18 protein-coding genes are annotated in these 19559 nt (G+C 65.5%); 6 read left to right on the top strand and 12 right to left on the bottom strand.

Annotated elements, in window-relative coordinates; genetic code table 11:
* The first annotated feature begins 41 nt into the window (after positions 1 to 41).
* Positions 42 to 1295 carry a cytochrome P450 gene (locus tag ACFWCF_RS11565; protein ID WP_378561093.1) on the top strand — a complete coding sequence of 418 codons (1254 nt, stop codon included), beginning with the start codon at positions 42 to 44 and terminating at the stop codon, positions 1293 to 1295.
* Positions 1296 to 1375: 80 nt separating this feature from the next.
* Here ACFWCF_RS11565 and ACFWCF_RS11560 read toward each other — a convergent pair whose 3' ends face one another.
* From ACFWCF_RS11560 to ACFWCF_RS11545, 4 genes are all read right to left on the bottom strand, one after another.
* A complete protein-coding gene (locus ACFWCF_RS11560; RefSeq protein WP_378561090.1) occupies positions 1376 to 2320 on the bottom strand; it encodes a DUF1254 domain-containing protein in 945 nt (314 codons plus the stop codon).
* A 53-nt stretch (positions 2321 to 2373) separates the two neighbouring features.
* Positions 2374 to 3060, bottom strand: a complete 687-nt coding sequence (locus tag ACFWCF_RS11555; RefSeq protein WP_378561087.1) for a hypothetical protein — start codon at positions 3058 to 3060, stop codon at positions 2374 to 2376.
* Positions 3057 to 3656: a TetR/AcrR family transcriptional regulator gene (locus tag ACFWCF_RS11550; protein WP_378561084.1), complete on the bottom strand. Its 600-nt coding sequence runs from the start codon at positions 3654 to 3656 to the stop codon at positions 3057 to 3059. Before ACFWCF_RS11550 ends, ACFWCF_RS11555 begins: the two co-directional genes overlap by 4 nt.
* Before the next feature lie 77 nt (positions 3657 to 3733).
* Positions 3734 to 4306, bottom strand: a complete 573-nt coding sequence (locus ACFWCF_RS11545; protein ID WP_378561081.1) for an NTP transferase domain-containing protein — start codon at positions 4304 to 4306, stop codon at positions 3734 to 3736.
* Between the two features lie 139 nt (positions 4307 to 4445).
* Here ACFWCF_RS11545 and ACFWCF_RS11540 point away from each other — a divergent pair, with 139 nt between their 5' ends.
* Complete coding sequence (locus ACFWCF_RS11540; protein WP_378561078.1) at positions 4446 to 5495, top strand: alpha/beta fold hydrolase; 1050 nt, start codon at positions 4446 to 4448, stop codon at positions 5493 to 5495.
* Positions 5496 to 5551: 56 nt separating this feature from the next.
* Here ACFWCF_RS11540 and ACFWCF_RS11535 read toward each other — a convergent pair whose 3' ends face one another.
* Genes ACFWCF_RS11535 through ACFWCF_RS11515 form a run of 5 tightly spaced genes read right to left on the bottom strand, consistent with a single transcriptional unit; the run spans position 5552 to position 10125 of the window.
* Positions 5552 to 5977 carry a nuclear transport factor 2 family protein gene (locus ACFWCF_RS11535; protein ID WP_378561075.1) on the bottom strand — a complete coding sequence of 142 codons (426 nt, stop codon included), beginning with the start codon at positions 5975 to 5977 and terminating at the stop codon, positions 5552 to 5554.
* Positions 5974 to 6888 carry a TIGR03619 family F420-dependent LLM class oxidoreductase gene (locus ACFWCF_RS11530; RefSeq protein WP_378561467.1) on the bottom strand — a complete coding sequence of 305 codons (915 nt, stop codon included), beginning with the start codon at positions 6886 to 6888 and terminating at the stop codon, positions 5974 to 5976. Before ACFWCF_RS11530 ends, ACFWCF_RS11535 begins: the two co-directional genes overlap by 4 nt.
* A 12-nt stretch (positions 6889 to 6900) precedes the next feature.
* Positions 6901 to 8076: a thiolase domain-containing protein gene (locus ACFWCF_RS11525; protein ID WP_378561072.1), complete on the bottom strand. Its 1176-nt coding sequence runs from the start codon at positions 8074 to 8076 to the stop codon at positions 6901 to 6903.
* Complete coding sequence (locus ACFWCF_RS11520; protein WP_378488979.1) at positions 8076 to 9137, bottom strand: thiolase domain-containing protein; 1062 nt, start codon at positions 9135 to 9137, stop codon at positions 8076 to 8078. The genes ACFWCF_RS11525 and ACFWCF_RS11520 overlap by 1 nt, the downstream gene beginning before the upstream one ends.
* Before the next feature lie 13 nt (positions 9138 to 9150).
* Positions 9151 to 10125 carry a Zn-ribbon domain-containing OB-fold protein gene (locus ACFWCF_RS11515; protein ID WP_378561069.1) on the bottom strand — a complete coding sequence of 325 codons (975 nt, stop codon included), beginning with the start codon at positions 10123 to 10125 and terminating at the stop codon, positions 9151 to 9153.
* Between the two features lie 90 nt (positions 10126 to 10215).
* Between ACFWCF_RS11515 and ACFWCF_RS11510 the strand changes: the two genes are divergently transcribed.
* Together ACFWCF_RS11510 and ACFWCF_RS11505 are read left to right on the top strand one after the other, a co-directional pair.
* The gene (locus ACFWCF_RS11510; RefSeq protein WP_378561066.1) at positions 10216 to 11253 is read left to right on the top strand and encodes an LLM class F420-dependent oxidoreductase; all 1038 of its coding nucleotides are present in this window, start codon (positions 10216 to 10218) and stop codon (positions 11251 to 11253) included.
* 210 nt (positions 11254 to 11463) lie between these two features.
* The gene (locus tag ACFWCF_RS11505; RefSeq protein WP_378561063.1) at positions 11464 to 12420 is read left to right on the top strand and encodes a hypothetical protein; all 957 of its coding nucleotides are present in this window, start codon (positions 11464 to 11466) and stop codon (positions 12418 to 12420) included.
* A gap of 105 nt (positions 12421 to 12525) precedes the next feature.
* Here ACFWCF_RS11505 and ACFWCF_RS11500 read toward each other — a convergent pair whose 3' ends face one another.
* Positions 12526 to 13362, bottom strand: a complete 837-nt coding sequence (locus ACFWCF_RS11500; protein WP_378488975.1) for a crotonase/enoyl-CoA hydratase family protein — start codon at positions 13360 to 13362, stop codon at positions 12526 to 12528.
* Between the two features lie 78 nt (positions 13363 to 13440).
* Between ACFWCF_RS11500 and ACFWCF_RS11495 the strand changes: the two genes are divergently transcribed.
* Together ACFWCF_RS11495 and ACFWCF_RS11490 are read left to right on the top strand one after the other, a co-directional pair.
* Positions 13441 to 15111 carry an acyl-CoA synthetase gene (locus ACFWCF_RS11495; protein ID WP_378561060.1) on the top strand — a complete coding sequence of 557 codons (1671 nt, stop codon included), beginning with the start codon at positions 13441 to 13443 and terminating at the stop codon, positions 15109 to 15111.
* A gap of 9 nt (positions 15112 to 15120) precedes the next feature.
* On the top strand, positions 15121 to 16263 hold the full coding sequence (locus tag ACFWCF_RS11490; RefSeq protein WP_378561057.1) for an NAD(P)H-dependent flavin oxidoreductase: 1143 nt from the start codon (positions 15121 to 15123) through the stop codon (positions 16261 to 16263).
* Here ACFWCF_RS11490 and ACFWCF_RS11485 read toward each other — a convergent pair.
* On the bottom strand, positions 16239 to 18806 hold the full coding sequence (locus ACFWCF_RS11485) for a multicopper oxidase domain-containing protein (protein WP_378561054.1): 2568 nt from the start codon (positions 18804 to 18806) through the stop codon (positions 16239 to 16241). The genes ACFWCF_RS11490 and ACFWCF_RS11485 overlap by 25 nt on opposite strands.
* A complete protein-coding gene (locus ACFWCF_RS11480; RefSeq protein WP_378561051.1) occupies positions 18803 to 19525 on the bottom strand; it encodes a helix-turn-helix transcriptional regulator in 723 nt (240 codons plus the stop codon). The genes ACFWCF_RS11485 and ACFWCF_RS11480 overlap by 4 nt, the downstream gene beginning before the upstream one ends.
* Positions 19526 to 19559: the final 34 nt, after the last annotated feature.

Below are 19559 nucleotides of genomic sequence, written 5' to 3'. Positions count from 1 at the left end.
TACAGCGCGGGTTACCGCGCAAGGGCAGGAGAGGTTCAGTGGTGGCACAGCCCAACATCCCCGAAGGCATCGACTTCACAGATCCCGATCTTTTCGCGGAGCGTATGCCGTTCGAAGAATTCGCCGAACTGCGTAAGACGGCACCGGTCTGGTGGAACAAGAAGTCGCCGGATGTCAGCGGCTTCCACGACGAGGGCTTCTGGGTCGTGTCCCGCCACGAGGAAGTGCGCGAGGTCTCCCGCCGGAGCGATGTGTTCTCCAACTGGGAGAACACCGCGATTCCGCGGTTCAACGACGACATGCCGCGCGAGGCCATCGAACTTCAGCGTCACGTCCTACTGAACAAGGACGCTCCCGAGCACACTAAGTTGCGCAAGCTGGTCGCGCGTGGCTTCACCCCCCGCGCGATCAACGGCCTGCGCGACGAATTGGACTCGCGGGCAAAGAAGATCGTTGCCGAAGCCTGCCAGGAAGGCGGGGGCGACTTCGTCACCCAGGTCGCGGCCGAGCTGCCGCTGCAGGCCATCGCCGATCTCATCGGGGTGCCGCAGGACGATCGCGCGAAGATCTTCGAGTGGTCCAATCAGATGACCGGGTACGACGATCCCGACAACACTGCAGACCCGGCAGCGGCCTCGATGGAGGTCCTCGGATACGCGTACCAGATGGCCGCCGAGCGCAAGGCGAACCCGGCCGACGACATCGTCACCGCTCTCATCGAAGCGGACATCGACGGCGACGAACTCGCGCCCGAGGAATTCGGTTTCTTCTTCATCGTGCTCGCGGTCGCGGGTAACGAGACCACCCGTAACGCAATTTCCCACGGCATGGCGGCATTCCTCGACAATCCCGAGCAGTGGGAGATCTTCAAGCGTGATCGCCCGAAGACCGCCGCAGACGAGATCATCCGCTGGGCTACTCCGATCATCTCGTTCCAGCGCACCGCGCTCGAAGACACCGAACTCGGCGGTCAGGCGATCAAGAAGGGCGACCGCGTCGTGATGCTGTACGCGTCGGCCAACAACGACGAAGAGGTCTTCGAGAACCCGCGGGAGTTCGACATTCTCCGGGACCCCAACCCGCACCTTGCATTCGGCGGTACAGGAGCGCACTACTGCCTCGGGGCGAACCTCGCTCGCATGGAGATCGATCTGATCTTCAATGCGATCGCCGACCACATTCCGGATATCAGCAAGATCTCCGACCCGCATCGACTGCGGTCGGGGTGGCTCAACGGCATCAAGGAGTTCCAGGTCGACTACAAGACGTCCGGTGGTTGCCCGGTCGAGCACTGACGTACGGTGTCACGCAGACCCCCGCTCCTCCGGGAGCGGGGGTCTGCGTGTTCACGGCCGTTCATGTCCCCGGCATCGGGTCAGCTCGGCGTGGTGATGGCGGGAAACGTCCACTGGCCGTCGCGTATCTCCGCACGTGGGCGGTACAGGCGCACGAGGTAGTTCCAGCCATCGGTAATGGGAAGTGCGTTGTCCTGCTGCGGATCCCCGCCGAATCGGACCGTGACCGAACCGTCCTCGTCGGTGACACCGGTGATGTTGTTGACGCTGTACGCGTGGTGTTCGTTCGGCTCGAAGAACCCGTCCGCGTTGTACACCGAAATCGACCAGAATCCATCGACGGGCACATCGCGCACGGTCAGTTGGTACTCGCCGACCGGAAGTCGGGGATCGACGCCGATGTACGCGGCCTCCTCGGTCGGGAGCCCACCCCAGCCTGCTGCAGTACCGATCAGGTGCCGGACTTCGTCGACAGTATCTCTGGTGCCGAACGTGTGGTCGAAGTCGGTGAGATTCCGCGCCAACGCGAGCAGCGCGTCGCGCGTCTCGTCCATGCTCTTTCGGTCGTAATCCGGTGAAACGAACGGAGTCGACGATCCTGCGTCGATGCGGAACTGATCCTGCAGTGCAGCGACTGCGCGTACATCGTCGGAATCGGCAGGGTCGACGAGAATTCTGATTGCGACAGCGACATACGCTGTCGGGAAATCGCCGGTCGCGAGTCGGTGCTCACCCGGGTCGTGGAAGATCCGGTCGACGTAGTGATCCTGGTCGACCACCATCACCGACACGTAGCGTTCTCCGGATTCGGGGACAGTGACGACCGCCCCGCCCGAGACGTCGACGATCGCAAAGCTGTAGAGGGTGTCGCGATTCATCCGAATCACGGTTTGATGTTCGACTGCAGCGGGCTCTCGATTGTGCATGAGGGTATTGATCCCTCCGGCGTCGTGCTGGAGATCGGCAAACATCCGATCGGTCTCTGCGCGGACGAAATTGTCGACGTTCACCCGAACTCGTGTCATCTCGGCAGCGTAGTCGATCGTTGTTGTGCTGCGGTTCGTTTCACACGGCCTCGTTATTGCACTCGACGGTATTCCTGACGCTTGTCGCGGTCGCGCACTACGATGCCGCCGGCCTGCAGCTTGTTGCGCAGTTCCTCTGCAGTGTTCGTCTCCTTGTGGGAGAGCGCATGGCGTCGCTCGCGCAGAAGTCCGTGCGTCTCGCCGTCGAGGGCGGGGTCACCGTCGACCCACCGAGAGAACTCGCCACCGTGAATCGACTTCTCGGTCCAGGGGTATCCGTGCCCGGTGAACGCGCGGCCGACGGCGGCCCTGTCGAGATCACCGGTGCCGCGCCGGGCGAGTTCGCGCCCGGTGGTGTCGGTGAGGACGAGGTCTTTGTCGTCGAGGTGGACACCGGCGACCTTTGTTCGCGGAACATACAGCTCGTCGTCGTCCTGCTCGAGGAGCGCGCCATCGGAATCGACGGTGACGGTGAGGGATTCGCTGAGGGTGATCATGGCGAGGACGACGCCCCCCACGATCCCGAGAACCGTCAGGATCGGCAACGACCACGCGGTGGTGAGCTCCGCGAGGAGTTCGACCGGTCCGGGGACCGACGGCAGGGTGTCTACCGCCCAGCGGCAGAACGGGGGAGCGGCGAAGCCGAGCCCGATGCCGACCAGGATGCACGCCACCGCCACGATGGCGGGGATCGTCCAGGAGACCGAGATCTTCGTTGCATCGTCACGCATCATCGTCATGAGCTCTCTCCTCGATGTCCGGTGAGATAGCGGCGGATGACCGTCCGCATGGTGTCTACAGGTGCTGTGGCGGCCGGATTGTCGGCGTAGAGGAATGCCGAGTCTGTGATCGCCCGGATCCAGGTGGCGGTCGCGACAGGATCGAGCGCGGGGTCGACCCGGCCGTGGGCCCGACGAAGAAGCTGTATCAGTCCCTCGTTCACGAGGGCATCCTCTTCCTCGAGGACAGTCGCGAGTTGCGGGTCGTGCCCCACCTGCCGGATCACCTCGACCACGAGGCCTGCGGCCAGCGGGTCGGAGGCGGGGCCGACGAGCTCGGCGACCATGTCGAGAATCGCCTCCAGCGGATCCGGGGCGTCGCGATAGCGTTCGACCATCGCTCGGGATTCGGGCAGGTCGCGCTCGAAGATCGCTCGGAAGACGCCGCGTTTATCGCCGAAGTAGTGGAAGACCGTGCCGGAGCTGACACCGGCACCCTTCGCGATTGCGGTGACAGGGGTTGTTTCGTAGCCGTGTTCGGCAAAGAGTGCGGCGGCCGCGTCGGTGATCGCGTTGCGGCGTTGCGCTTGGAGTTCGGGGTCGACGGTGCGGGCCATGAACCCAGGGTAATAATTGATTGACTAGTAAGTCAATCAATTATTTCTGTGTGTGATCCGATCGGGAGGAGACGAAGTCAGTCCAACCGGTGCAGGTCGTCGACGGTGTCGATGTCGCCGGGATCTGCGAGACCTGCGCAGTCCAACCGCCGGACCCGGTTGCGATGGCGGGCGAGGAACGATCGCGCGCCCTCGTCGCCACGTGCCTGCTGCGCCGCTGCTATCGCGTCGGCCAGGTCGAAGACGACGGGATGGCCGGGGCGCTCGCCGAACACCGGCAATGTCATGGTTCCCGGTTCGTGCGCCGACAGGACCGCACGTACGAGCTCGGCGTTGATGCCGGGGAAGTCCACGACAGTCAGTGCGATCACGTCAGCACCGGCTGCGGCATCGACCCCGCACTGCAGCGACGTCGACATGCCCTCTTCCCAGCGAGGATTGCGCACCAGGGTTGCGCCGGGCGGGCACACGGCCGCCACGTCGTCGGCGTACGCGCCGACGACCACGATCGTCTCGTCGCACCCGCCTTTTTCGAGAGCATCGACGACGGAATGCAGCAGGGGACGGCCCCGGTGGGGGAGCAGGGCTTTCGCCCGTCCACCCAAACGTGAGCCCTCCCCGGCAGCGAGGACGATCCCGGTGACAGTCATCGGCCGAGTCTATGGTCGAGTTCGGTATGTCCGAGGAGCAGGCTGCGGTCGCCACTGAAGCCCGGGCGATTCCGGGTGGACGGAGTACCACAATGCGGTAGCGTTCGGGCACTCGTCCACTGTGAGGAGACCTATTCTCATGCCGGCCCCCACCGATGCCGAATATTTCGAACTCGGCGACTTCACCCTCCAGTCCGGCGCCACCCTGCGCGCCGCCCGGCTGGCCTACAAGACCTACGGCACCGTCAACGATGACAAGAGCAACGTCATCGTCTACCCGACGTGGTACTCCGGTTGGCACACCGACAACGAGTGGCTGATCGGCGACGGCATGGCACTCGACCCCCGCGAGTGGTTCGTCATCGTCCCGAACATGCTCGGCAACGGTCTGTCGACCTCGCCGTCGAACGCGCCGGCGCCCTACGACCGTGCCCGGTTTCCCGCTGTCACCTTCTACGACCAGGTCGAGGCCCAACACAGATTGGTGACCGAGAAGTTCGGTATCACCCGGATCGCGTTGGTGACCGGATGGTCGATGGGTGCCGGACAGACCTATCAGTGGGCGGTGAGCCACCCCGAGATGGTGCAACGCGCCGCCCCGTTCTGCGGATCGAGTATCACCGCGCCGCACAACAAGGTGTTCCTGGAATCACTCGAAGTCGCGCTGAAGGCGGATGCCGCATGGGCGGACGGTGAGTACGCGCCGGACGCGTGGCCGGTGAAGGGACTGCGCGCCTTCGCTCGGGTCTACTCCGGTTGGGGGTATTCGCAGGCGTTCTACTGGGAGGAGGCGTGGCGCGCGCTCGGGTACACGTCGTTGGACGATTTCCTGTTCGGCTTCTGGGAGGACTTCTTCCGCGACGGGCGGGACCCGAACAACCTGCTCACCATGTTGCGCACCTGGCACAGCGGCAACGTCGGTGACACCCCGGGGTTCGGCGGGGACGTCGAGAAGGCCCTGCAGTCCATCAAGTGTCCGCTGCTGGCCATGCCGGCGGAGAAGGACCTGTACTTCCCGCCGGAGGACGAGCAGTGGGCGTCCCAGTTCATCGAACGCGGTGAGGTGAGGGTGATTCCGGGTGTCTGGGGGCATTTCGCAGGCGGCGGAGCCAACGAGGTGGACACTGCGTTCATCGATTCGGGAATTCGAGAGCTCCTGTCCGAGCCGGGTGCCCTCGACGGCGACTGAGTCGCCCACCGACGGCCGAGCGCCCGGCTCCGGGCAAGTGGTGTTCGTGTCAGAGGTCAGGATTCGGGGGAGGCGACCGGCCGCACTGTCTTCATTGCTCGATCGACCTCCCAGAATGCACGCAGCGACGCGATCTTGCCGTCGTCGTTCACCCGGTAGACGAACACACCCTCGGCGTCGATGATGTTGCCGGCCAGGGTGGTGCGAATGGTGCCGATGTTGACGCACTCGTTGCCGCACACGAGGGCGTCGTCGACGAGGAACTCGAGCTTTTCGGTGTTCGCGATCGTCATGTCGTAGAACGCCGCGATCGCCTCACGTCCGTGATGGCCCTTGCCTTCCGGGTCGAACCCCGACGGACCCACCGGATCCTCCACGCATCCGTCCTCGGCGAACAGTGAAAGCCATTCATCCTTGCGTCTCGAGCTCGCAGCCGTCTGCGACGCGCGTGCCGCAATACGTGCGGGATGTTCCTCGCTCATGCCGTGCCCTTCCCCTGGATGAACTTGTCTGCGCTGCTGAACTTGTCTGCGCTGATGAACTTCTCGGCGAACTTCCGGAGCGATTCCTGCTTCGCTTCGAGGGACGAGTCGAATCCGTGGCCGTCGAAGATCCACGGCACCACGATGATGTCGGTGACACCCGCATCGGCGAGCGCGGCGTAACCGGACGAGCCGAACTTGTCGATGCACACCGTCTGGATTTCGAAAGAATCGTCGTTGCGGCCGTATTCGGTGCGCAGCGTCCGCAGGCGGTCGATCACCTGGACGAGATCGTCGAACTTGATCATCGCCGAGGTCCAGCCGTCGCCGGCCCGCGCCGCGCGGCGCAGTGCCACGTCGGTGTGGCCACCGACGTACAGCGGAACCGGTTTGCTGGGTGCGGGACTCATCTGGAGACGATCGAAATCGTAGAACTCACCGTGATGCTCGACCATTCCACCGCCGAGGATCAGCTTCAGCACGTCGAGCATCTCGTCGACCCGCTTGCCGCGCCGCGCGTAGGGCACGCCGCACCATTCGAATTCTTCCGGTGCCCAGCCGATCCCGACGCCCAGACCGAATCGGTTGTTCGTGAGATTCGCGACCGAACCGACCTGGCGGGCGAGCAACACCGGATTGCGGGAGCCGAGCTTGAGCACCTGGGTGTAGAACTCGATGGTCGACGTAGCTGCCCCCATCGCAGCTGCGGCGATCAACGGGTCCACCCAGGGTGTCTCGGCTGTCCACATCCGCGACCCGTCCGGGGTATACGGGTAGTCGACGGTCTGCTTCTCCATGTAGAACAGCGAATCCGGTAGGGCGATCGACGAGAACCCGGATTCCTCAGCGGTCTTGGCGATCCCCGCGAGCTGATCGAGTGGCGTCATTGCGACGCCGACGGTGAACTTCACCATGAGAGACCCCTAATTCGACGGCTTGTCGGACCCGACCACCCACATCGAGAAATACTGCGACCCGCCGCCATACGCGTGGCCGAGAGCCTTGCGTGCATCCTCCACCTGGTGGTCGCCGGCTTTGCCCATCACCTGGATCGCTGCTTCGGCGAAGCGGATCATGCCCGACGCGCCGATCGGGTTCGACGACAGCACACCCCCCGACATGTTGACGGGAAGCTGGCCGCCGATCGCGGTTTCGCCTGCCTCCGTCAGCTTCCAGCCGCCTCCTTCCGGGGCGAACCCGAGGTTTTCGAGCCACATCGGCTCGAACCAGGAGAACGGGACATAAATCTCGGCGCAGTCGATTTCGGTGAGCGGATCGGTGATCCCTGCCTGCTTCCACAACGCCGCGGCCGCGATGCGACCGGCCTCGGGGTTGACCTGGTCGCGACCCGCATAGGTGGTCGGTTCGGTGCGCATCGCGGTGGCGTGAATCCATGCGACGGTGCGCCCGGCAGCTTCGGCCGCGGCAGCGCTGTCGGCGTCGCCGAGGACCACAGCGCACGCCCCGTCGGACGACGGGCACGTCTCGTCGTAGCGGATGGGGTCCCACAGCATCTGCGACGCCTGCACCTTCTCGAGGGTGATGTCGGATTGCTTGAGGTGGGCGTACGGGTTCCTCGCGCCGTTGAGGCGATCCTTCACAGCGACCATCGAGCCGACGTGTTCGGGCGCGCCGGAGCGACGGATGTACGAGCGGACATGGGGCGCGAAGTACCCACCGGCACCCGCGCCGACCGGCATCGTGAACGGCACCGGTGTGGACAGCGCCCACATCGCGTTGGATTCGGACTGCTTCTCCCACGCGACGGCGAGCACACGACGGTGGACGCCGGCCTGGACGAGGCTCGTGGCCACATTGGCGGTGGAACCGCCGACGGATCCGGCGGTGTGGACGCGCAGCAGGGGCTTGCCGGTGGCGCCGATCGCGTCGGCCATCGCCAGTTCGGGCATCATTGCGCCCTCGAACAGGTCGGGGGCCTTTCCGATCACGACGGCGTCGATGTCGTCCCAACCCACATGGGCGTCGGCCATCGCACGGTCGATTGCTTCGCGGACGAGTCCTGACATCGAGACGTCGTGCCGCTTTGCGACGTAGTGGGTCTGCCCCGTTCCGAGGACCGCCGCAGGTTGCTTCGTCATCAGTTTCGTCCCTCCAGAACGGCTACCAGATTCTGTTGCAGCACAGCGCCGCCCGTCGCGTGGGCGAGGGCACGGCCGGCCTTCCCGTCCATGATCGCCTGGGCGGCGAAACCGATGCGTTCGAGACCGCCGGAGAACATCGGGTTCCCGGTCAGAGGTCCACCCGACGGATTGATCGCGGTGTTTCCGTTCAATCCGAGCTCTTCACGCAGGATCAACTCCTGGTGTGTGAAGGGCGCGTGGAGTTCGGCGATGTCGAAGGCGGTGTCACCACGGGTGACGGCCTGCGCTGCAGCACGTGCGGACGGCGCGGTCGTCAGGTCGGCGGCACCGAAATTCGGGGAGTCGATGCGATGCTCGATCCCGGTGATCCAGGCGGGGTTCTCGCACAGTTCCCGGGCGCGGTCGCCGGATGCGAGGACGATCGCGGCGGCGCCGTCGGTGACCGGTGCGCAGTCGTGGGTGCGCAGCGGATCGGCGACGTACGGCTGCGCGAGCAGCTCTTCGACGGTGACGTCGCCGCTGAGTTGTGCGTCGGGCCTGCTCTTCGCCGCGGCGCGGGCTTGCACGGCGACCTCGGCCATCTGTTCGGCGGTCCACTTACCGGAGTCGAGTCCGATCCGCGCCTGCAGACCGGCGAGCGATACGGCGTCGAGTCCGAGCGGTGCGACGAGATACGGATCGAGCTGCGCGGACAGGGTGCGCCGCAGCGTACCTGCCGACGACTTGCCGAATCCGTACACGAGAGCGGTGTCGACCTCGCCGGTGATGAGCTTGACCCAGGCTTCGTAGAGCGCCCACGCCGCGTCCATCTCGACGTGCGACTCGTTGATCGGGGGAACTGCACCGATCGCGTCGATGGCCGAGATGAAGGAGAAAGCGCGGCCGGCGAGGTAGTCGGATGATCCGGAACACCAGAAACCGATGTCGGACTTGGTGATTCCGAGCTTCCCGTAGAGGTCTTGGAAGCAGGGCACGAGCATTTCGACACCGTTGGTGGTGCCGTGTGTTTCGCGGACGTGTGGAGCGTGCGCGAAGCCGACGACTGCAATGTCTGTCATGATTTCGCGGCTCCTAGAGGTGGTGTTTGAAGGTGTCGAAGTCGGCGTCGGGTTCGCCGGTGGGACGGAAGTATTCGATGTTCTTGAGGGTGTAGTCCCATTCCTCCCGCGGTCGCCACTTGGCCTCGACGCGCATACCCATGCGCACTTCCGAGGCATCGCACTCGAGGATCAGGTGAAGGAACGGGATGTCGGCGCCGTCGAGCAGCACGTACGCCGCGACGTACGGAGGCTTGATCTGCTGGCCCATGAACGGAACGTTGACGATACAGAATGTTGTGACGATGCCCTTGTCGGGCAACTCGACGTGCTCCTTCGTCGGAACGCCGTCGGTGGGGCTCGCGCCGCGCGGCGGGATGTACACCTTGCCGCCCGGTCCGGTCCGCCCGCCGACGAGCTTGCCTTCCTTCAGTCCGCGCAGGTACCACGACTCCTCGGGAGACGCTGTGTGCGTGTAGTGCAGATCGAGGGGGGTGGTGATGATGGCGACCGGTTCGGTGTCGGCCCCGGCAGCAGGTGCTGCGCCGGCCTCGCCGGGTTCGAACGCCACGATGTCGTGGATGCCGCCCACCCGCTCGTCGGCCCATCGGACCCGCACCCGCAGGCCGGTCTCGATGTCGTCGGGAGAGGAGACGTCGACAGCGTGCAGGAGGGAGGAGTCGGCGCCGTCGAGCCGGATCAGCGCCCACGCGAAGGGGCGGTCGAACGGCTGGCCCGACAGCGGCTCGGGGTTCCACGTCCAGCTCACTACGGTGCCGGTCTGTCCGACCTCGACGAAATCGACGAGCGGCTCGTGAGTGATCGCGTCGTATTCGGGGGGAGGGACGAGAACTCGGCCGTCCGATCCGCGGGCGCCGACGATCCGCCCGTCACGCAATCCGGTGACGAACGCGCCGATGGTCGGCCCGGTGGATCGGGTGTAGTCGAACTGAAGATTCAACGGGGCTCTCAGTGGCGGTTCGGCTACCGCGCTCTTTCCCAGGCTCACATCTTCGAGTAGAACAGGTTCTAATGTCGCTGGCAAGAGTAGCGTGTGAACAGCGCGGCATGGCCCGTCGTCCGACCTGAAAGGCCTGCAATGAAACTGGGACTGCAACTGGGGTACTGGGGTGCGCAGCCGCCCAGAAACGGACCGGAACTTGTTACTGCAGCCGAAGCCGCGGGCTTCGACGCGGTCTTCGCGGCCGAGTCGTGGGGATCGGATGCCTTCACGCCGCTCTCGTGGTGGGGGTCGGCGACCGAGCGAGTACGGCTCGGCACCTCCGTCGTGCAGATCTCCGGACGAACCCCGACGAATTGCGCCATGCACGCGCTCACCCTCGACCACCTCTCCGGCGGCAGGCACATCCTCGGTCTGGGTGTGTCCGGACCGCAGGTCGTCGAAGGCTGGTACGGGCAGCCGTTCGCCAAGCCGCTCGCCCGAACCCGTGAATACGTGTCGATCATCCGCGACGTCCTCGCGCGGAAGGAACCCGTCACCAGCGCGGGCCCGCACTATCCGCTGCCGTACTCGGGCGAGGGCGCGACCGGACTCGGTAAGCCGCTCAAGCCCATCACGCATCCGCTCCGGTCCGACATTCCGATCTGGCTCGGCGCCGAGGGCCCGAAGAACGTCGCACTCACCGCGGAGATCGCCGACGGCTGGCTCGCGATCTACTACTCACCGCGCCTTGCCCCGATGTACAACGAATGGCTCGACGAAGGATTCGCCCGCCCGGGAGCGCGTCGCAGTCGCGAGGACTTCGAGATCGCGGCGACCTGCCAGGTGGTGGTGACCGACGACCGTGCAGCGACCATCGCCGGAATGAAGCCGGTGACGGCGCTCTACGTCGGCGGAATGGGTGCCCCGGAGTTGAACTTCCACGCGCAGGTCTACCGCCGCATGGGATACGGCGACGTGGTCGACGAGGTCACCGAACTGTTCCGTGCGGGTCGTAAGGACGAGGCGGCTGCAGCGATTCCCGACGAGATGGTGACCGAGACGATGATCGTCGGCGACCACGACGAGGTTCGTGCGGGTGTGAAGCGGTGGGCGGATGCGGGGGTGACGATGCTCCTGGTGTCGTGCCGCGATGCCGAGCACGTGCAGTCGCTCGCCGACGTCGTGCTGGGCTGAAGTGTTTCCGCCTCCGGCGGATTCGAGCGAATGTATCCTTCGTCTCGATCAAGAGACGCAATGCGCCATTCGTTCAGCGGGGGCAGGCGCGGTCGGGCCGCATCGGGTGGGATTCGGGGTTATCCACAGGTCAGAGATCCATCCACAGATTTGGCAGTACGACCGAATCCGAGCACCGGGCCGGGTACGAGTGCTGCACCGTGGCTGTTCATGAGACGAGGAGAGTGGGCGGAAGACCCGGAAGCGTTGCTGAAGATCGCGGACCGCGGGATAGTCGCCGACGCCGCACTGCGCCAGGTCGGAGTGTCTGGGTCGGCAATACATCTGCGATGCAAACCGGGCGGTCCGTGGCAGCGTGTGTTGCCGGGGATCCTCTACCTGGGCAATGGGTCCCTGTCGCCGCGACAGCGCGGGATCGCAGCACTGAAATACGGCGGGCGCGATGCGATGCTCACGGGTCGCGCGGCGCTGCGTGAGTACGGATTCGACAGTTCGACTCATGAAGCGCATCTGCTGCTACCCGCTGAGCGACGCAAGCAGTCGAAGGGATTCGTCGTCGTCGAGCGCTCCCATCGACTTCCGGAGCCGGTTATCCGTCAGCGGCTCCGGTGCGCCCCACTCGTCCGTGCGGTTCTCGATGCTTCACGTCGGTGCACGACTCTGAATTCGTCACGTGCATTGATTGCGCAGGTCGTGCAGAGCGGGAAAGTGACGGTGCCAGCGCTGATCGAGGAATTGGAGGAAGGCAGTGACCGAGGCTCAGCCCTGCCTCGGAAGGTGCTTCGCGAAGTTTCAGCGAACGTCCATTCCGTCCCGGAGGCAACGGCACGCGAACTGTGGCTCCGCAGCGGCTTGCCCGAGATGCACTTCAATTTCGACGTGGTGGACGCGGCCGGCAAATTCATTGCGCGGCCGGACGGCTGGGTCGACGACGTCGCGATGGCGTGGGAGATCGATTCGCTCGCGTGGCACTTGTCGCCGGCCGACTACAAGCGGACCGTCGAACGCCGTGCTCGGATGCAAAGCGCCGGGATCATCGTCTTGTCGACTGTGCCGAGCGCCCTCCGCGACGCTCCCGGCAGGGTGCTGGAGGAACTTCGGCGGCATTACGAGCTGGCGGCGTCGCGCCCGCGACCCGATGTCCGGTTACTTCTGCCGCAGAATTGACTGTCCCACTCCGAACGAATGGCACACTGCCTCTCTTGATCGAGACGAAGGATTCATTCGCTCGGAGTTGGGGGGAGTTGGGGGAGATGGGTGAGGTGGGAATGGTCAGGCGCCGGTGAACTTCGGGGGGCGCTTCTCGGCGAAGGCACGGGGGCCCTCCTTCGCGTCGGCGCTCTTGAACACCGCAGCACCGAGTTCTGCGTCGATGCGGAAGGCCTCCTCTTCGTGGAGCCCTTCGGAGCGGCGGATGGTTTCGAGGATCGCCTGCACCGCGACCGGTCCGTTGGCGGAAATCATCTCGGCGATCTCGAGGGCCTTGTCGAGGGCCTGACCGTCCGGGACGACGTGGCCGATCAGGCCGATCTCCTTGGCTTCGGGCGACTTCAGGTGGCGGCCGGTGAGCAGGATATCGGCGGCGATCGTGTACGGGATCTGACGGACGAGGCGCACTGCCGAGCCGCCGAGCGGGAACAGGCCCCACTTCGCTTCGGATACGCCGAACTTCGCGCTCTCGCCGGCGACCCGGATGTCGGTGGCCTGGAGGATCTCGGTGCCGCCTGCGATTGCGGGGCCCTCGACTGCGGCGATGAGCGGCTTCTTCAGCCGACGACCCTTGAGCAGTGCCGGCAGTCGCGACAGGTCCCAGCCGCCACCTTCGAACTTGTCGCCGGGCGCGGACTTGTTCATGTCCTTGAGGTCGGCGCCCGCGCAGAAGGCTCCGCCTGCACCGGTGAGGATCGCGACACGGATCTCGGGATCGTTGTCGACGCGGTCCCACGCCTCGGTCATGATCGCCATCATCTCGCCCGACAGGGCATTTCGTGCTTCGGGGCGATTCATCGTGACGATCAGGGTGTGCCCGCGTTGTTCGACGAGGCAGTGCGGAGCGCGCTCCGAAATGTCCGAAGTTTCGGCAGCGCCGGTGGCGGCGGTAGGGGACACTGAGAACTCCTGATGTGTTGTGAACTGGATCTCACTCCGGGTCTTGTCAGAAACGATAACACGTTCTATTTTGATGGCGTGGCCCTTAACATCGCAGACCTCGTAGAGCACGCCATCGACCTCGTCCCCGACCGCGTCGCACTCGCGTCGGACGGTCGCGAACTCACGTATGCGCAGTTGGAGGACCGGACCAATCGGCTCGGCCACTACCTGCGCGAACACGGCGTCAAGCCGGGTGACAAGGTGGGGATCTACTCCCGCAACACCATCGAGGCCGTCGAGGCGATGGTTGCGGTGTTCAAGATCCGCGCCGTGATGGTCAACATCAACTTCAGATACATCGAGAACGAGTTGCAGCACATCTTCGAGGATTCGGACATGGTGGCGCTCATCCATGAGCGTCAGTACGCCGACAAAGTTGCGAATGTCCTGCCGACGACGCCGCTCGTGAAGACGGTCCTCGTCGTCGACGACGGCACCGAACTCGACTACTCCGGCTACGGCGGAGCCGACTATGAGCAGGCGCTCGCGCAGAGCTCACCGGAGCGCGATTTCGAGGAGCGCAGCCCCGACGACCTCTACATGCTCTACACGGGCGGCACCACCGGTAAACCGAAGGGCGTGATGTGGCGCCAGGAAGACGTGTGGCGCGTCCTCGGTGGCGGCATCAACTTCCTCACCGGCGAATACGTGGCCGACGAGTGGGAACTCGCCAAGACAGGTGCCGCGAATCCCGCGATGGTGCGCTTCCCGATTCCGCCCATGATTCACGGCGGTGCGCAGTGGGCGCTGTTCCAGGCATTGTTCGGTGGCGGCAAGCTCGTCATGCACCCCGAGTTCGACGGCCACGACACGCTGCGTGTCATCGAAGAACACAAGGTCAACGTCATCTTCATCACCGGCGACGCGATGGGCCGCCCCATGATCGACGCGCTCGAGCAGGGCAACCCGAAAACTGGTAAGCCGTACGATCTCTCGTCGATGTACTTCATGGGGTCCAGTGCCGCACTGTTCTCCCCGGCACTCAAGGAGCGCTTCCTCGAGCTCCTCCCGAACTGCATGATCACCGACTCCATCGGCTCGTCCGAGACCGGTTTCTCCGGTATCGGCGTGGTCCAGAAGGGGCAGGCGCACGTCGGTGCTCCCACGGTGAAGATCGACGCGTCGACCGACGTCATCGACGAGGACGGCACTCCGCTGCAACCGGGCGACGGCAAGGTGGGGTTGCTCGCCCGCAAGGGGCACATCCCGATCGGGTACTACAACGACGAAGCGAAGACGGCGGCGACGTTCCGCGAGTACAACGGCGTGCGGTACTCCATCCCGGGCGACTACGCGCAGGTCGAGGCCGACGGCACGGTGACGATGCTCGGCCGTGGCTCGGCATCGATCAACAGTGGCGGCGAGAAGATCTATCCCGAAGAGGTGGAGGCCGCCCTCAAGGGGCACCCCGACGTGTTCGACGTTCTCGTCGTGGGTGTCCCCGACGAGCGATTCGGTCAAGGCGTTGCTGCGGTCGTCGCGGTGCGCCAGGGCACCCGTCCCGCCCTGGCCGAACTGGTCGAGCGCGCCCGCGCCTCGATAGCGGGATACAAGGTGCCGCGGAGCCTCTGGTTCGTCGACGAGGTCAAGCGTTCACCGGCGGGTAAGCCCGACTACCGATGGGCGAAGGAACAGACCGAAACCCGTCCGGCAGACGACATCTACAGCAACAGCGCTGCCGTCAACGACACCGCCGCAGCAGGATAAAGGACCGCCATGCAGACAGATCTCAGCAAGAAGTTCGGCATCGAGTACCCGATCTTCGGGTTCACGCCGTCCGAACACGTCGCAGCGGCCATCAGCCGGGCGGGTGGCCTCGGAGTGCTGGGTTGCGTCCGGTTCAACGATGCCGAAGAACTCGACGCGGTTCTCACCTGGATGGACGAGAACACCGACGGCAAACCGTACGGTGTCGATATCGTGATGCCGGCGAAGGTACCCACGGAGGGCACGGCCGTCGACCTCGACAGTCTCATCCCGGCGGAACATCGCGCGTTCGTCGACCGCACCCTCAGCGAGCTGGGAGTGCCACCGCTCGGTGACGACGCCGAACACGCCACGGGGGTGTTGGGCTGGCTGCATTCGGTCGCGCGTTCACACGTCGACGTAGCACTCGAACATCGCCCCGCGCTCATCGCCAACGCTCTCGGATCACCTCCGAAGGACATCATCGATCTCGCACACGAGAAGGGAGTGCCCGTCGCGGCTCTGGCAGGCGCCGTCGACCATGCGAAACGACATGTCGAGAACGGCGTCGACATCGTCATCGCTCAGGGCTACGAGGCCGGTGGCCACACCGGTGAGGTTGCGTCGATGGTGTTGTGGCCCGAGATCGTCGATGCCATAGGGGATTCCGCGTCAGTTCTCGCCGCGGGCGGTGTGGGTTCGGGTCGGCAGGTCGCTGCAGCACTTGCGCTCGGTGCCTCCGGCGTGTGGATGGGCTCGTACTGGCTGACCACAGCCGAGTACAAGCTCGGTTCTGCGGCCAACGGGCCGTCGTCGATTCAGCGGGCGTTGCTCGGCGCGAGCTCGTCCGACACCGTGCGGTCGCGCATCTACTCCGGCAAGCCGGCGAGACTGCTCAAGACGAAGTGGACCGAAGCGTGGTCGAAGCCCGACGCGCCGTCGCCGCTGCCCATGCCGCTGCAGAACATCCTCGTCAGCGAGGCACACCAGCGCATCTCGGCCGGGAACGACCCCGAGGTCGTGGCGATGCCGGTGGGCCAGATCGTCGGACGGATGAACGAGATCCGCCCCGTCGCGGAGATCATGACCGAACTCGTCGACGGCTACGACAAGGCGGTCGAGCGGCTGAACCAGGCGAGTATACCCGCTCATCGGACCTCCACGATGCCGTGAGCACCGCGCTCGGCGTCGACCATCGAGTGCGACACGAACGGATAGTGTCCCGGCTCTGGGAATTCGAGTTCGACGAACCCTCCCTGGGCCGGGAACAATCCGAGGGTCTGGCTTCCTCCGGTGCCCGGTTGCAGGCGGTAGTCGCCCTCCGACCAGACGGTGTCGAACTGTCCGCCGACGATGTGGAACGCCGATCCGCGGTTCGGTCCCGCGGCGAGCACCCAGATGCGGATGCGTTCGCCGACCTCGGAGACCAGGGGGTCATGGTCGTACTGGTTCGCATATCCGTTGAACACCAACAGATCCGGATTGTCGGCGACAACCTTGTCGGCGTCGGCTTCACCACCCTCGGGCCCCAGATACAGCTCCGACTGCACCATGACGTACTCGCGGTCTACCGGTGGCAGGTCGGGCGGGTCGATGATGACCGCACCGAACATCCCGTTCGCGATGTGCAGTGACATCGGCATCGTCGAGCAGTGGTACATCCACATTCCCGCGCGGGTCGCGGTGAACCGGTAGACGAGCGATTCGCCCGGCTCGATGGTGCGCATCGGTTCGTCCGGGGACAGCGAACCCGCGTGGAAGTCGATGGAGTGACCGATGGTCCCGTCGTTGACGAGGGTGACCTCGAAGATGTCACCGACCTTCCCTCGAAGTGTGGGACCAGGGGCGGTGCCACCGAATGTCCACAGGCGCTGCGTGATCCCGGGCGCGACTTCACGTTGCTCGTCTGTTGCGGCCAAGGTGATCCGGTGATCGGCCGACGTTGCAGGCGCGACCGGATCGTGCGCGACGAAGCCGGCATCGGGGTGCGCGCCGAGGCTCCGCGACACGTCGGACGAGGTGAGGGAAACTGCTTGGGCATCGGGCCGGTGTTCGGTGTGGACACGGTCGTCGACGGCACCGGTCGGCTGCACGGTGAGCGTCATTCCCATCTGGCGGTGCCCGGCAACGGAGCACCATCCGTCCACCTGTCCTCCTACGAGTCCGACGTCGAGCGTCGCAGTCTCATCCGGATCGATGCGACCGGTGCGGGCGCCGTTGGCGAGAACCAAGTCGTGCCGATCGGTGCCGGTGTTCACGAGCGTGACCACCAGGCGATCCCCTATCGGCACGTCGAGGACGTCGGGAACGAACCGCATGCCCTCGATCCGCACCTCGACTTCGGTGGTGTGCCCACTCGCCGTCACGTTTCCGGTATCGGCGGTGGAGATACCGACGGCGGCCGGATCGGCCGCGATACCGGCGGCCGCGGCGAAGACGACGACGCCCACGCCCGCTGCCGCGGCCCGGATGCGTCTGCGTGCCGGAACAGGTTCGGGACGGCCCGGTTTCGACGGCATCCCACGCAGGCGCCGGGCGACCAGGACCGCGCGTACGGCCAACGGCAGGAACGACGCGAACGCCACCAGAACGAGCACCGAACACGCGACTCGCACGAGGCTCGGCACTGGCAGGACACACACCAGCAGACCCGCATTGGCGATCGACAGGCGCCACGGCGCGCCGCGCTCGAGTTCGGTCGTCGCTCCCTGCACTGCGGCACGACCGCCGATGACGACAGGAACGAGATATGTGAGGGCGCCGAGCAGCACCTGGACGAGGAAGCCGGCGAGCAGCGCTGCGGTCACCGACCCCGCTGTCTCGCTCGCTTCCAGCGGAGTCGATGCCGTCGCCAGTCCCACCGTGAGGTACGTGAGTGAGCCGAGCAGCCACATGATGCCCGCGAGCACAGACAACGTCGCGAAATCGGCGGGATGCTTGCGGCGGATCTCGTCGAGGTGTGGTTCGAGGACGTAGGCTGCGGCAGCGAGATATCCGAGGGCTCCCGCGGCTGTGACGAGGGGTATGCCCGCGATTGCACCGACGACTCCCACTGTGAGACCGAGGAGTAACGCCGGGAGTCCGCGCCGCGCTGCGGTTTCGACACGCGCCGCCATGCGGGTCCGCAGCATCGTCGGCCATAGGGTGACGAGGGTGCCCAGCACCGTCAACCCCACCCAGCCCAGGACGTTGACGGCCGAGTGAGCGAGCACGAGCCGCTCGTGCAGTTCGCTGGGCAGACCGACATTCGCCATGGCGATTCCGATCCCCGCACCGATCGGCAGCATGGACGCCGCAGCGATGTAGTAGCGCACGGTGTGCCCGAATCGGGACGGCAGCGCGGCCCGCAGACGCTGCAGCAGTGTGGTCCCGTGCCATCCGGCAACCCCTGCGACGACACACCCACCGGCCACTACCGCGGGCCACCATCCGGTCAGCATGCCGGCGATGACCGCGACTGCACCGGAGTTGAACACGATCAGCCGCGCAGTGTCGGCGCGGCGGGTACCTCCGGCAGGGCGCCGGAGCAGGGCATCGGTGAAATGTCCGCTCCAGATCAGGATCGCGTTGCTTCCGGCCCCGAGTCCGAGCAGATGGACCAGGAGCCAACCGGATTGCGGAACCCATCGGTGTGCGACGGACACCACGACCAGTGCCGCGAACCACGCGGCAACCACCGTGCCGGCGCGAAGATGCCAGCTTCCACGCTCGTTCACGAGTCGCTCCGCGGACTGCAGCACACCGGGGGAACTGTGGGATCGGGAAGGAAGAGCCGGCACGCGCCGGGTTCGGCGAAGGGCAGAAGGTCGAGCCCGGGGCCGGTCGGTGCGCCGATCTCTTCGAGCGCGCCCTCGACGATGCCGAGGTGGACCTGGCAGACGATGGTCGGGTAGCGGCGCGCGGCGTCGAGCAGGGGGCACATCGGCAGCGCGACACCGAGCGCGGGTCCGCGATCGTGTGGAGCGAACCCCAGCCGTGTGAGCAGGTCGAGAGCGAAAGCGTGTGGATCGTCGGTGTCGCAGTCGGATTCGCGCGCGAGTTCGCGGCCCCACTCCCGTCCGGCGGCGCGTGCGTCGCCTTCTGGGTCGCTGCTGGTACGGGCGATGTGCCCGGCGAGAGCGGTCGCGAGTCCTGCGTAGTCGCGACCGGCCAGGGCTGGATCGGCGGCGGGCATGGGCCGATACACCTTGGCGGGACGTCCGCGTCCTCGGGCCGGTTCGGTGGTTCGTTCGACGAGGCCGTGGCCGACCAGTGCGTCGAGGTGTTCGCGCACGGTGTTCGCGTGCAGACCGAGTCGCTCGGCGATGTCGTTGATGCGCGCGGGGGCGTGGGCACGGACATCGTCGAGGACGGTGATCCGTTGGGGTGACAGTGCGAGATGCGACGCCGGTGTCGGTGTCGCGTGCGGCCCGGGCCGAAGTTCCCTATTTTCCACGGAAATAACTGTAGTAAATTGATCGATGAAAGGC

Source organism: Rhodococcus sp. NPDC060090 (assembly GCF_042729855.1).
GTDB lineage: Bacteria > Actinomycetota > Actinomycetes > Mycobacteriales > Mycobacteriaceae > Rhodococcus.
The sequence above is the reverse complement of the archived record's forward strand: the minus strand, read 5'-3'. Positions and strand labels throughout refer to the sequence as shown.

Bases quoted from the DNA above. Each gene is read 5' to 3' on its own strand.
- ACFWCF_RS11560 (WP_378561090.1), bottom strand. From the start codon at position 2,320: ATGACACGAGTTCGGGTGAACGTCGACAATTTCGTCCGCGCAGAGACC.
- ACFWCF_RS11555 (WP_378561087.1), bottom strand. From the start codon at position 3,060: ATGACGATGATGCGTGACGATGCAACGAAGATCTCGGTCTCCTGGACG.
- ACFWCF_RS11550 (WP_378561084.1), bottom strand. From the start codon at position 3,656: ATGGCCCGCACCGTCGACCCCGAACTCCAAGCGCAACGCCGCAACGCG.
- ACFWCF_RS11545 (WP_378561081.1), bottom strand. From the start codon at position 4,306: ATGACTGTCACCGGGATCGTCCTCGCTGCCGGGGAGGGCTCACGTTTG.
- ACFWCF_RS11540 (WP_378561078.1), top strand. From the start codon at position 4,446: ATGCCGGCCCCCACCGATGCCGAATATTTCGAACTCGGCGACTTCACC.
- ACFWCF_RS11535 (WP_378561075.1), bottom strand. From the start codon at position 5,977: ATGAGCGAGGAACATCCCGCACGTATTGCGGCACGCGCGTCGCAGACG.
- ACFWCF_RS11525 (WP_378561072.1), bottom strand. From the start codon at position 8,076: ATGACGAAGCAACCTGCGGCGGTCCTCGGAACGGGGCAGACCCACTAC.
- ACFWCF_RS11520 (WP_378488979.1), bottom strand. From the start codon at position 9,137: ATGACAGACATTGCAGTCGTCGGCTTCGCGCACGCTCCACACGTCCGC.
- ACFWCF_RS11510 (WP_378561066.1), top strand. From the start codon at position 10,216: ATGAAACTGGGACTGCAACTGGGGTACTGGGGTGCGCAGCCGCCCAGA.
- ACFWCF_RS11505 (WP_378561063.1), top strand. From the start codon at position 11,464: ATGAGACGAGGAGAGTGGGCGGAAGACCCGGAAGCGTTGCTGAAGATC.
- ACFWCF_RS11490 (WP_378561057.1), top strand. From the start codon at position 15,121: ATGCAGACAGATCTCAGCAAGAAGTTCGGCATCGAGTACCCGATCTTC.